We start from the raw sequence: 14,414 nt of genomic DNA, 5'->3' as shown, positions 1-14,414 counted from the left end.
ACCCATTAATCTCAGAAATTAAGGAAATGTATCTAAAGGCTTACTATGGTGAATAATTTAAGATTTTAATTATCGCTGATTAAAACTTAGTTAACCAAGTAAACAACAAATAAATGTGCAAACTAAAGTAAAACTGATAATAGTTCTATTTTGTGTGTCTTTAATAGAATAACATTGTTGTCAGTTAGCTTTAGTTTTGTACTTGAATATGATGCAAATTTAAATGTATTGTCCCTAGAGTATGTAATTGTAGATTGATTTTCAGATAATTTTTTCGGATGCCTGTGTTAATCTTATTAAAATTATATTAGTCCTAGAAAATATATTTTAAATTTTGCAAAAAATATTGGTTTCCGTAAACCAATAAATAAAAAGTCTAAAAGAAGAACAATCTCAGTAAATAAAGTATTCAATTAGATTATGAAATACAAAACCCCTCACAATTGTGAGGGGTTATTTTTGTGGAAAATTATTCCGTAATTGATTCAACAAATTGGGGTTTTTCAAAAAATAATAATAATTAGTCGCTAAACAATTAAACAGGGAAGAGAACAAGAAAAGCCACCCATAAAGGGTGGCTTAAATCATAAAAATCAGTTATAAAGTTTTAATTATATAATTATAAATTAAACTAACTCTATTTCTATTACTTAAAAATCACATCATAAGTAGGAAAAATTAAAATTACTTAGATAGTAATTCCTTAATTCTTCTAACTGCTTCGATAGTGTTTTCTCTATCACCAAATGAAGTTAGACGGAAGTAACCTTCACCGTTCTTACCAAAGCCTTCACCAGGTGTACCAACAACATTAGCATTTTCAAGTAGGTAATCAAAGAATTCCCAGCTACCCATACCGTTAGGGCATTTTAGCCAAATGTAAGGTGAGTTCTTACCACCTGTGTAGTAAATGCCTAGTTCGTCCATTGCTGAAGCGATAATCTTTGCATTTTCCTGATAGTAGCTAATGTTTTCCTTAAATTCTTTCTGACCTTCTTCAGAAAGAACTGCAGCAGCTGCACACTGTACAGGCCATGAAACACCATTAAACTTAGTAGCTTCTCTTCTGTACCATAGCTTGTAAATGTTCTTGCCATCTCTTTCAAGTTCCTTAGGAATGATTGTGTAACCACAACGAGTACCTGTGAAACCGGCAGTCTTTGATAGAGAACAAAGTTCAATAGCACAAGTTCTTGCACCTTCAACTGCAAAGATACTTCTTGGAGAGTCATCTGTGATAAATGCTTCATATGCTGCATCAAAGATGATAATTGCATCATTCTTGTTAGCATAGTCAACCCAAGTCTTTAGCTGGTCATATGAATAAGCTGAACCTGTTGGGTTGTTAGGAGAGCAAAGGTAGATAATGTCGGCCTTTACATCTTCGTTAGGCATAGCACAGAAACCATTAGATTCGTTAGAATCTGCATAGATAATCTTTCTACCTGCCATAATGTTACTGTCAACATATACAGGATATACAGGGTCAGTTACAAGAACTGTGTTGTCCTTATCGAAAATATCACCAATGTTACCTGAGTCAGACTTTGCACCATCTGTAATAAGAATTTCTGATGGGTCAACCTTTACACCAAATGTGTTGTAGTAGTCAGAAACTGCTTTTCTTACAAATTCATAACCTTCATAGTCAGGATAACCCTTGAAAGTTTCCTTGTTGCCTAGGTCGTTAGCACCTTTCTTAAGTGCTTCAACTGCAATCTTAGGTAGTGGTAGTGTAACATCACCGATACCTAGCTTAATAACCTTTTTGTCAGGATTAGCACTACAATATTCATTAACTCTCTTTGCGATTTCAGCAAAAAGATAGTTAGGAACTAGATTGTCAAAATTTCTATTTACCTTCATTTTCTTCTGCTCCTTGATTAAAATTCATTTCTATGTTTAAGTGTAGTTAGCATAAACTAACTACACTTATTTTATCATTTATATATAATTTGTCAAGTTAATTATTCACCAAGAGAAGCCTTGATAAATTCTCTAAATACAGGGTGAGCATTAGTTGGTCTTGACTTAAATTCAGGATGATACTGAACTGCAACAAAGAACTTGTTAGCAGGAATTTCTACAGCTTCTACAAGTAGTCCGTTAGGAGATGTACCTGAGATAACCATACCGGCCTTTTCAAATGCATCTCTAAATTCATTGTTGAATTCATAACGATGACGATGTCTTTCGGCAACTTCAGGCTTACCGTAACACTTGTCAAGCATTGAACCAGGCTTAACCTTACAAGGATAAGCTCCAAGACGCATTGTACCACCCTTAGTAACAACACCCATCTGTTCTTCCATAATGTCAATAACCTTGTGTTTGCTTTCAGGAGCAAATTCACCTGAGTTTGCATCTTCAAAACCAAGTACATTTCTTGCAAATTCCATAACTGCAACTTGCATACCTAGGCAGATACCAAGGTAAGGAATGTTGTTCTTACGAGCATATTCTGCTGCTTTAATCTTACCTTCAACACCACGCTGACCAAAGCCACCCGGTACTAGGATACCATCAACATCACCTAGTAGGTCGTTTACTGTGTATTCTGTAATAAGTTCTGTATCAACCCACTTGATTTCTACAAAAGCCTTGTTTTCATAACCGGCATGACGAAGTGCTTCTGCTACTGATAGATAAGCGTCATGTAGCTGAACATACTTACCACATAGTGCAATTTTAACTGTCTTTTCTCTGGCATCAATGCGTTTAAGCATATCGTGCCATTCTTTCATATCGCCTTTTTCAGCCTTAATGTTAAGTTCTCTACAAACAACATCACAGAAGTTAGCTTTCTCTAGCATTAGTGGAGCTTTGTATAGAACAGGGATTGTGATATTTTCAATAACGCAATCAGGCTGAACATTACAGAACATAGCAATCTTCTTGAAGATTGACTGTTCTAGAGGTTTGTCACATCTTAGAACAATAATATCAGGGTTAATACCTAATGCTCTTAGTTCCTTAACAGAGTGCTGAGTTGGCTTACTCTTGTGTTCTTCACTACCTGCAATGTAAGGTACAAGACAAACGTGGATGAAGATACTGTTTTCTCTGCCAACTTCAAGGCTAACCTGACGGATAGCTTCTAGAAATGGCTGAGACTCAATATCACCAACTGTACCACCGATTTCTGTGATAACAACATCAGCATCAGTATTCTTACCAACCTGATAAATAAAGTGCTTAATTTCGTTTGTAATGTGAGGGATAACCTGTACTGTTTCGCCTAGGTAGTCGCCTCTTCTTTCTTTTTCAAGAACATTTGAATATACCTTACCTGTTGTAAGGTTAGAAAACTTGTTAAGGTTTTCATCAATAAATCTTTCGTAGTGACCAAGGTCTAGGTCAGTTTCTGCACCATCTTCTGTAACATAAACTTCACCATGCTGATATGGACTCATTGTACCAGGGTCAACATTAATGTATGGGTCAAGCTTTTGTGCTGCAACCTTAAGACCTCTTGATTTTAACAGACGACCCAGTGACGCTGCTGTAATACCCTTACCTAAACCTGATACAACACCACCAGTAACAAATATATACTTTGTTGGCATCTTGCTCATTTTTTTCCTCCTGAATAATCCTTATTAATTGGGAATTTTCATTTTTTATGTAATAGTTTTTTTAAAATTAGTCAAAAAATAAATTTCTGTAAAAAACGAAAATGCCATTGCCGGTAAAATACCGACAATGACTATTTTCTTAAATTTTAATTAGACTTCAACAGTACCTTCAAATACCCTTTCAGCTTCGCCTGTCATATATACTGTTTCATCAGTATAGTTAATTACAAGGTCGCCACCTTTTAGTTTAACAGTAATGTCGTCACCCTTGTTACAGAAGCCGTTTTCACAAGCTGCAACTGCAGCAGCACAAGCACCTGTACCACAAGCCCAAGTTTCACCTGAACCTCTTTCCCAAACTCTCATTTTGATTGTATGGTCATCAAGAACTTTTACAAATTCTGTATTTACTCTTTCAGGGAAGAGCTTATCATTTTCAAACTTAGGACCGATTTTATCCAGTTCAAGGTTATCGATGTCACCCTTAATAAATACTACACAGTGAGGGTTACCCATTGATACACAAGTAATGTTGTATTCCTCACCATCAATAGTATATGGTTCGTTAACAATTTTATCCTTATCCATTTTTGCAGGGATTTCCTTAGGGTCAAGAATAGCTTTACCCATATCAACTCTTAGTGACTTAACTTCGCCATCAAGTGTATAAGCCTTTAGATGCTTAATACCTGAAAGAGTTTCAATGTCTAGCCTATCTTTCTTCTTAATATCAACCATACCATGGTCATATAGGAACTTACCCACACAACGGATACCGTTACCACACATTTTACCTTCTGAACCGTCAAGGTTGAAAATTCTCATTTTAGCATCAGCTTTGTCACTAGGACAAACTAGGATAATACCATCACCACCAATACCAAAGTGTCTGTCAGAAAGTCTTACTGATAGAGCTTCAGGATTGTCAATTCTCTGGTCAAATGTACTAAAGTAAATGTAGTCATTACCTGTACCATGCATCTTAGTGAAGTTTAATTTCATCTTTTCATCCCTCATATCGTTAATGTCAACCAATTCTGTGCTTATCTGGCTGTACTTACTCTTTAGGCAATCTGCAAGTGCATTAGCAGTATCGATGGATGTTAGGCAAGGAATGTTTCTTTCAACAGTTTTTCTTCTGATTTTAACAGAATCTCTTTCAGGCTGTCTGCCCTTAGCTGATGTTGAAATTACATACTGAATCTTGCCACTTTCAATAAGTGTTAGTGTGTTGTCTCTCTTATCTTCGTGAATCTTCTTAACTGTAATTGCGTTTACACCGTATTCGTGAAGATAGTTAGCAGTACCTTCTGTAGCATAAATCTTAAAGCCTAGGTCTGCATACTTCTTAGCAACATCACCGATTTCACACTTATCGCTATTTCTAACGGTGATAAATACACCACCACCACGCTTCATCTTGTAACCTGCACCGATAAGACCTTTGTATAGAGCTTCTTCAAGTGTACTTGCAATACCAAGAACTTCACCGGTTGACTTCATTTCAGGACCAAGGTGGTTATCAACATTAATTAGTTTTTCAAATGAGAATACAGGAACTTTAACTGCAACATAAGGACTCTTCTTGTACAGACCTGTACCGTAACCCATATCCTTTAGCTTTTCGCCAAACATAGCTCTTGTAGCAAGGTCAACCATTGGAACACCGGTAACTTTACTAATGTAAGGAATTGTTCTTGATGAACGAGGGTTAACTTCAATAACATTTAGTTCGCCCTTATAAATTAGGTACTGAATGTTTACAAGACCCTTAGTCTGTAGTGAAAGTGCTAGGTTTCTTGATGCGTTAACAATAGTTTCTGTCATTTCATCAGAAATGTTCCAAGCTGGGTAAACTGCAATAGAGTCACCTGAGTGAACACCGGCTCTTTCAACATGTTCCATAATACCGGGAATAAGAATGTCATCACCATCACAGATTGCATCTACTTCAAGTTCTGTACCCATCATATACTTATCAATAAGCACAGGGTTCTCTATATTTTGTGCAAGGATGATAGCCATATATTCCTTAACATCTGCCTCATTAAAGGCAATAATCATATTTTGACCACCTAAAACATAAGATGGACGAAGAAGAACAGGGTAGCCAATCTTCTTTGCAGTTTCAAGTGCCTCTTCACAGTTCATAACTGTAAAGCCCTTTGGACGGCTAATGTGATGTTCTTCAAGTAATTCATCAAATCTTTCTCTGTCTTCAGCCATATCAATTGCATCAGCTGATGTACCAAGAATTCTGATTCCATGATCAGAAAGATACTTTGTAAGTTTAATAGCTGTTTGACCACCAAAGGCAACAACTGCACCGATAGGCTTTTCTGTTTTAATGATACCCATTACATCTTCATTTGTAAGTGGTTCAAAGTAAAGTCTGTCAGCAGTATCAAAGTCAGTAGAAACTGTTTCAGGGTTGTTGTTAACAATAACAACATCATAACCGGCTTTCTTTAGTGACCATACACAGTGAACTGAAGAATAGTCAAATTCGATACCTTGACCGATTCTGATAGGACCTGAACCGAATACCATAACAGTTTCTTTGTCAGAGCCTTTTTCTTTAATAAATTCTTCAGCTTCATTTTCTTCATCAAATGTACTGTAGAAGTAAGGTGTTTCAGCATCAAATTCAGCAGCACATGTATCAACCATTTTGTAAACAGGTGTAGCAGAATACTTACATTCTTCACCTGTAAATGCTTCAATAGTTCTATCTAGGAAACCAAGTTTCTTAGCCTTAAAGTAAGTAGCTTCATCAATGTTACCTTCTTTAAGTTTATTTTCCATATCAACAAGGATAAGTAGCTTGTTTAAGAACCATTCGTCAATTAAAGTAATTTCGTGAATCTTGTCAACAGAAACACCTCTCTTAAGTGCTTCAAATACACAGAAAATTCTCTGGTCATCACAAACTGAAAGTCTGTCAACAACATTTTCGTCACTCATCTTAGCGAACTTCTTATCGTCAAGTGTATCGTGAGAAATTTCAGCACCACGAACTGCTTTCATAATAGCATGTTCAAATGTTGGTGCAATAGCCATAACTTCACCGGTAGCCTTCATCTGTGTACCAAGAGTTCTCTTAGCATAAACAAACTTATCAAATGGCCACTTAGGGAACTTAACAACTACATAGTCAAGTGCAGGTTCAAAACAAGCATATGTAGAACCTGTAACTGCATTCTTGATTTCACCAAGTGTGTAACCAATAGCAATTTTAGCAGCAACCTTGGCAATAGGATAACCTGTAGCCTTAGATGCTAGTGCTGATGAACGAGAAACTCTAGGGTTTACTTCGATAACAGCATATTCAAAGCTTTCTGGGTTTAGAGCAAACTGACAGTTACAACCACCCTCAACACCAAGAGCCTGAATAATATTTAGAGATGCTGAACGAAGCATCTGATATTCTTTATCTGCAAGTGTTACTGCAGGAGCAATAACAATAGAGTCACCTGTATGTACACCAACAGGGTCAAAGTTTTCCATTGAACAAACTGTAATTACATTACCGTCTGAGTCACGGATAACTTCAAATTCAATTTCTTTCCAACCGGCAATACACTTTTCAACAAGAACCTGTGTAATAGGGGAAAGCTCTAGACCGTTTGAAGTGATTTCTCTTAGTTCTTCTTCATTATCAACGATACCACCACCGGTACCACCAAGAGTAAATGCAGGACGGATGATTACAGGGTAGCCGATTTCATTGGCAAATCCAACTGCTGACTCAACATCATTAACAACAAGGGAAGGGATAACCGGTTGACCGATAGCCTCCATTGTATCCTTAAACATCTGTCTGTCTTCAGCCTTATCAATAGTTTCAGGGTTAGCACCAAGTAGCTGAACACCGTTCTTTTCTAGGAAACCTTCCTTTGCAAGTTGCATAGAAAGTGTAAGACCTGTCTGACCACCTAGAGTGGAAATAAGACCGTCCGGCTTTTCTTTTTCAATAATTCTCTTAACAACCGGAAGAGTAAGTGGTTCAATATAAACCTTATCTGCCATAGCGTTGTCAGTCATAATAGTAGCAGGGTTTGAGTTTACAAGAATAACCTCAAGACCTTCTTCTTTCAAAGCACGACAAGCCTGAGTACCGGCATAGTCGAATTCAGCAGCCTGACCAATAACGATAGGACCTGAACCAATTACCATAACTCTCTTTAAATTTGGTTTAATAGGCATTTATATGCATCCTTTCATATATATTAAAGGGAAAAATAAACTTAATCCATCATACTAACAAACTTATCAAATAGAAATGCTGTATCCTGTGGACCACCACAAGCTTCAGGGTGGAACTGAACAGTAAATACCGGCATATCATTATAAGTGATACCTTCACAAGTACCATCATTACCGTTTATAAAGCTAACCTTTGCATTTTCAGGAATGCTATCGTTAACTACTGCATAACCATGGTTCTGGCTGGTGATATAAATTCTACCGGTTTCAGTATCCTTAGCAGGTTGGTTAGCACCTCTGTGACCATAGTGTAGCTTTTCTGTTGTTGCACCCTGAGAAAGTGCAAGTAGCTGATGGCCAAGACAGATACCGAATGTAGGAATCTTGTGTTCACATAACTTCTTTAGTTCAGCAATGATTTCAGTATTTTCTGTTGGGTCACCAGGGCCGTTACTTAGCATAATGCCGTCAGGATTCATAGCAACAATCTGTTCACAAGTTGTACTTGCAGGAACAACTGTAACATCACAACCACGCTTTACTAATTCTCTTCTGATGTTATCCTTTGCACCAAAGTCCATAAGAACAACATTCTTCTTGTGTGTTTCACTTTCAAAAAGTTCTTCTTTGTCAGTTGTAACACTCTTAACTGCATCAGTAACTTTATAAGACTTTAGTTCTTCAATATCCTTGTCTAGATTATCAAGGCTATAAGTTAATTTACAGTTCATAACACCGTATTCACGAACAATTCGTGTTAGGCATCTTGTGTCTATATCGTAAAGACCCGGAACATCTGAGTCTTTTAAAAAGGTGTCAAGTACGCCCTCACAACGAAAATTGGAAGGTTCCTGACACCAGTTTCTAACAATATAAGCCTTTAAGGCCGGTTTTTTACTTTCAAAATCGGAAGGAATAACCCCATAGTTACCGATAAGAGGGAATGTCTGAATAACCACCTGACCAAAATAACTAGGGTCGGTGAGTGTTTCAAGATAACCTGTCATAGCTGTTGTAAAAACAAGTTCCCCTGTAGTTTCCTTTTTTGCTCCAAAGGATTTACCTTCAAAAACTTTTCCGTTTTCAAGGATTAGATATGCCTTTGACTCCATTAAAATTACATTCCTTTCATAAAGTTAGTTTTCATATGTCTTTAGAACTCTAAGAGCAACATCATACTTACTTTTACGCAAGTTCATTGCTTGTTTCTCAAGATAATGGTGTGCCTGACTTTCTGTCATACGCAAATTTTGCATAAGAAGAATTTTTGCACGATTCACAAGTTTCATGGTTTCAACCTGTGTCTTTAACTTTGTATTTTCTTTGACTACTCTGTTCATTCTCTCCTTAAAACATTCAGAGAATAACAGATAATGGTGAAAAAGATGTTTGCTAATAGGTTTGGATATTACCATAATACCCTTTGATGTCATCATCTGAGCAACATTATTAGAGCTCTTAGAAGGTACAATAACAAGAATACTTGCTATTGTGGTTTTGCTGCAACTAATTGCAAATTCCAGTCCTGTTTCATTCTCCAAAGGAGTGTTAATAAGGATTAGGTCAAAATCATCATTTTCGATAAAGTCTTTTGCAATTTCGGAAGATTCGGCACTTACTACATAGCCGAAGCCTTCTTCCTTTAATAGAGCTGTCAAAGCTTGGGTGTTGTTTAGTTTGGACACTACTATTGCCTTTTTCACATAAATCACTCACTATATTCTATACTATATTCTTAGTAAAGATATTGCATATAAGAATTATAACAAATTTTTTCTTCTAAAGAAAGACAAAAACCGAAAATTTTCGAAAAAAATAAACATTTTTTTCGCCTATATATAATGTATAGGGAAAATAGGTTGATTTTTGCGAATTGATTTGCCTTGAATTATCTAAAAAAATCACAAGAAAGGTATGTAAAGTCAGTTTCACACCGTTTTTCTATAAAAATATCTTTGTTTACAGAAAAATCTACGCAATAATTTACTGATATTATTATATAGTGAATTTTCTATATTCGTCAAGGTAAAATTGCAATTTTTCTTTTATTATCCGTCTTTTAAGTGCGTTTTTATATATTTTTTTACGTTTTGTACAAGTGTTTTGCAAGAAAATATAAAAATCTTGCAAATTCTTATAAATTAAAATAAATTCTCAAAATTCTATTGACAATGTCTGTGTATAGGGCTATAATGTGAACAACGAAACAGCAAAGGCGCTGCAGATTAAGAAACTCTTTATCTGCTGCGCCATTTTTGTTTTTAGTAAAAATTTTTATTAGGATAGGAGATTACTCACAATGGTAAATGTTCCAGAAATTTTCGGTAGTATGGTATTTAATGATGCTACAATGAAAGAAAGACTTCCAAAGGCTACATACAAAGCTTTAAAGAAGACAATTGATCTTGGTGAACCACTTGATATTTCAGTTGCCAATGTTGTTGCTAATGCAATGAAGGATTGGGCAGTTGAAAAAGGTTGTACTCACTACACTCACTGGTTCCAGCCAATGACAGGTGTTACAGCAGAAAAGCATGATAGCTTTATTGATCCTGTAGGTGACGGTACAGCTATTATGGAATTTGGTGGTAAGGAATTAGTAAAGGGCGAACCTGATGCTTCTTCATTCCCAAGTGGTGGTATCAGAGCTACTTTTGAAGCAAGAGGTTACACAGCATGGGACCCTACTTCACCAGCATTTATCAGAGATACTACATTATATATTCCTACAGCTTTCTGTTCTTACACAGGTGAAGCACTTGATAAGAAAACTCCACTGCTTCGTTCAATGGAAGTTCTTTCAAATGCAGCTTGCAGAACACTAAAGCTATTCGGTAAAGATGTTAAGAAGGTTACATCAACAGTTGGTCCTGAACAGGAATACTTCCTAGTTGATAAAGAATACTTTGATCAGAGAAAAGACCTTATCTTTACAGGTAGAACACTATTTGGTGCAGCTGCTCCAAAGGGTCAGGAACTTGACGACCATTACTTTGGTGCTTTAAAGACTAGAGTTAAAGACTTTATGGCAGACCTTGATGTTGAACTTTGGAAACTTGGTATTACATCAAAGACAAGACATAACGAAGTTGCTCCTGCTCAGCACGAAGTTGCTCCAATCTTTGGTACAACAAATATTGCTACTGACCACAACCAGTTAGTAATGGAAACACTTAAGAAAACTGCTGAAAAGCATGGTATGGTTTGCTTACTTCACGAAAAGCCATTTGCAGGTGTTAACGGTTCAGGTAAGCACAACAACTGGTCAATGTGTACAAATGATGGTGAAAACCTAATTAGCCCTGGTAAGAACCCAATTAACAATACACAGTTCCTATTTATTCTAGCAGCTATTATGAAGGGCGTTGATGAATATGCAGACCTTCTAAGAATTTCAGTTGCTTCTGCCGGTAATGACCACAGATTAGGTGCTAACGAAGCTCCTCCGGCTATCGTTTCAATGTTCCTAGGTGATGAACTTGAAGCAGTTGTTAAGTCTATTGTTGAAGACAAGGATTATGCAACTCCTGGTAAAGTTCCAATGCACCTTGGTGTTGATGTTCTTCCTGAATTTAAGAAGGATACAACAGATAGAAACAGAACATCACCTTTCGCATTTACAGGTAACCGTTTTGAATTTAGAATGTTAGGTTCAGCAGTCAACATTGCTTGTCCAAACATTATGATTAATACAATTATGGCTGAAGAACTAAATCAGTTCTGTGACGAAATCGAAAAGGCTGATAACAAGGATAAGGCTATTAAAGAACTTATCAAAAAGACATTTACAGACCATCAGAGAATTATCTTTAATGGTGACGGTTATTCTGATGAATGGCCTGTTGAAGCTGAAAAGAGAGGTCTACCAAACTACCGTTCACTTCCTGAAGCACTTGCTCACTTTGATGATCAGAAGAACATTGACCTATTTGTTAAGAACAATGTTCATGATGAAGTTGAAATCAAGGCTAGAAAGGTAATCACTCTTGAAGAATATGCAAAGACAATTAACATTGAAGCATTAACAATGCTAGAAATGGCAAAACAGGATATTCTTCCTGCAGTATCATCTTATGTTAAGGAACTAACAGATACAGCTCTTGCAAAGAAGGCTCTATCAGATGCAATTCCTACTTCTGTTGAAGAAGACCTAGTAACTACTCTATCTAATGACCTAGTATCATTCGTAGAAAAGATTGATACTCTATCAGAAGATGTAGTTAAGGGTAACGACATTGAAGATGCTCAGGAAAAGGCAAACTACTATCATGATGTTGTATTTGCAGCAATGAATGAACTAAGAGCAGTTAGTGATGAAATGGAAACAATTACATCATCTGACTACTGGCCATATCCAACATATGATGAACTTCTATTTGGTGTTTGATAACACAACATATAACATTTATTAACATTCAATTTAACATTTAAAGATTTTTATTTAAAATTAAATATTAACCTTTAATCTTCAAAAACAGTATGCTCCTTGTGTCAGGAGCAGGGAGCATACTTTTTTATATCTATTCTTTTTTAACATTTAACATTTTTACTTGAGGAGATGAAGGAGATATGGATGCAAATTCTGTATTAGACATGGTGACAAGTACCTCTTTTGGTATTTGGTTTTTGATTGGTGCTGCACTTGTATTCTTTATGCAAGCCGGCTTCGCAATGGTTGAGACTGGTTTTACCAGAGCTAAGAGTGCCGGTAATATCATTATGAAGAACCTTATGGACTTCTGTATCGGTTCTGTTGTATTTATGTTCTTAGGCTTCGGTCTTATGATGTCTGAAGACTACATTGCAGGTGTAATTGGTGCTCCTAACTTAGGAATTTTCACTAATTACAGTGGTTTTGATTATTCAAGCTTTGTATTCCAGTTAGTATTCTGTGCTACTGCTGCTACAATCGTTTCAGGTTCAATGGCAGAAAGAACAAAGTTTAGTGCTTATTGTATTTACTCAGCAGTTATTAGTGCTGTTGTTTATCCTATTGAAGCAGGTTGGGTTTGGAACTCAGCCGGTTGGCTACATCAGTTACAGTTTGTTGACTTTGCCGGTTCTGCTGTTATTCATACAGTTGGTGGTACAACTGCTCTTATCGGTGCTATCTTAGTTGGTCCTCGTATCGGTAAATATAGCAAGACAAAGAGTGGTAAGATTAAGTCAAATGCTATCCCAGGTCACTCACTAACACTTGGTGCACTTGGTGTATTCATTCTTTGGTTCGGTTGGTACGGCTTTAACGGTGCTGCTTGTACTTCAATCGAAAGCTTAGGTTCTGTATTCCTAACAACAACTGTTGCTACAGGTGCTGCTACAGTTTCTTGTATGATCTTTACTTGGATTAAAGACGGTAAGCCTGATGTTGGTATGTGTCTAAACGCATCCCTAGCAGGTCTGGTAGCTATCACAGCTCCTTGTGCTTCTGTTGATGCTCTTGGTGCATTTATCATCGGTATTGTTGCCGGTATCTTAGTTGATGTTGTTGTTGAACTACTTGATAAGAAACTACACATTGATGACCCTGTAGGTGCTGTTGGTGTTCATATGGCAAACGGTATTTGGGGTACTCTTGCAGTTGGTCTATTTGCAACAGGTAAGGGCGAAGGTGCTTTCGTAGATGGTTCTGCTTTAGCCGGTCTATTCTATGGTGGTGGCTTTAAACTTCTAGGTATCCAGGCTTTAGGTATTTGTTGTATCGTTGCTTATGTTGTAGTAGCAATGACAATCGTATTCCAGATTATTAAACACACAATCGGTCTAAGAGTTTCTGCTGAAGATGAAATCATCGGTATGGATGTTGCTGAACATGGTCTATCATCAGCATATGCAGACTTTATGTCAACAACACCTGCTTACAACGGTGAAGTTGCAGAAGAAGTTGACCTTAAAGGTGTTAAGCCTGTTGACCTAACACTAGGTACAAAGGCTACAGGCAAATATACTCAGGTTTCAGTTATCTGTCCTGAAGACAAGTTTGGTGCTTTAAGAGATACAATGAACGCTATCGGTGTAACCGGTATGACAGTTACACAGGTTATGGGTTGTGGTGTTGAAAAAGGTCACCTAGGTAGATATAAGGGTGTTCCAACATCTATGAACCTATATCCAAAGGTAAAGGTAGATATTGTTGTTTCAACTGTTGACCCAGGTCTTGTAGTTGCAGCAGCTCAGAAGGCTATCGGTACTGAACATAGAGGTAGTGGTAAGATCTTTGTATCTGATGTTGAAGATGTTATGAGAGTTCGTACAGGTGAAACCGGTTACGATGCCCTTAATGACTAATTAATTTAGCTTACTAGTATAGTTCCTTCCTGAAGAACTTATACTTAGTTTTATACCTATCCTTTTTAGAAAAGCAGGTGTCATATGGCATCTGCTTTTCTCTTTTGTCTTTTTAAATTCGTTTGTTGGTTAAGATAATTCAGTTCTACAAATTAGGTTTTTTCAATTTTGATTGTGCGTTAAGATTAATTTGATAAACTAGGGTTTTTCAATTTTGTCTGTGGGTAAAGGTAAGATTGATAAATTAGGGTTTGTAGTGCTATTCGAAAGTTTTATTTAATATGGAATTGTAAATAAATTTACAATTCCATATTAGTTGAAACTATCAAATAGCACTACAAACCC

Annotated in this window: 7 protein-coding genes; 2 read left to right on the top strand and 5 right to left on the bottom strand. The window is 36.6% G+C overall.

Annotation, left to right across the window (positions count from 1 at the left end; genetic code table 11):
- Positions 1–684: 684 nt before the first annotated feature.
- From WMO18_RS09135 to WMO18_RS09115, 5 genes are all read right to left on the bottom strand, one after another.
- Positions 685–1,866: an LL-diaminopimelate aminotransferase gene (locus WMO18_RS09135; protein ID WP_329979749.1), complete on the bottom strand. Its 1,182-nt coding sequence runs from the start codon at positions 1,864–1,866 to the stop codon at positions 685–687.
- A gap of 101 nt (positions 1,867–1,967) precedes the next feature.
- Positions 1,968–3,575, bottom strand: a complete 1,608-nt coding sequence (gene pyrG / locus WMO18_RS09130) for a CTP synthase (RefSeq protein ID WP_282435501.1) — start codon at positions 3,573–3,575, stop codon at positions 1,968–1,970.
- Between the two features lie 150 nt (positions 3,576–3,725).
- A complete protein-coding gene (carB, locus tag WMO18_RS09125) occupies positions 3,726–7,781 on the bottom strand; it encodes a carbamoyl-phosphate synthase large subunit (RefSeq protein ID WP_211147956.1) in 4,056 nt (1,351 codons plus the stop codon).
- A gap of 41 nt (positions 7,782–7,822) precedes the next feature.
- Positions 7,823–8,893: a carbamoyl phosphate synthase small subunit gene (locus tag WMO18_RS09120; RefSeq protein WP_211147957.1), complete on the bottom strand. Its 1,071-nt coding sequence runs from the start codon at positions 8,891–8,893 to the stop codon at positions 7,823–7,825.
- A 24-nt stretch (positions 8,894–8,917) separates the two neighbouring features.
- The gene (locus WMO18_RS09115; RefSeq protein ID WP_248004703.1) at positions 8,918–9,439 is read right to left on the bottom strand and encodes an ANTAR domain-containing response regulator; all 522 of its coding nucleotides are present in this window, start codon (positions 9,437–9,439) and stop codon (positions 8,918–8,920) included.
- A gap of 641 nt (positions 9,440–10,080) precedes the next feature.
- Here WMO18_RS09115 and WMO18_RS09110 point away from each other — a divergent pair.
- Complete coding sequence (locus WMO18_RS09110) at positions 10,081–12,168, top strand: glutamine synthetase III family protein (RefSeq protein WP_211147959.1); 2,088 nt, start codon at positions 10,081–10,083, stop codon at positions 12,166–12,168.
- A 182-nt stretch (positions 12,169–12,350) separates the two neighbouring features.
- Positions 12,351–14,069: an ammonium transporter gene (locus WMO18_RS09105; protein ID WP_211147960.1), complete on the top strand. Its 1,719-nt coding sequence runs from the start codon at positions 12,351–12,353 to the stop codon at positions 14,067–14,069.
- The last annotated feature ends 345 nt before the right edge of the window (positions 14,070–14,414 follow it).

Origin of the sequence: Ruminococcoides intestinihominis, assembly GCF_040096285.1 — a bacterium.
Lineage (GTDB): Bacteria > Bacillota > Clostridia > Oscillospirales > Acutalibacteraceae > Ruminococcoides > Ruminococcoides intestinihominis.
Note: the sequence above shows the minus strand (reverse complement) of the source record. Positions and strands in the feature narration are given on the sequence as shown.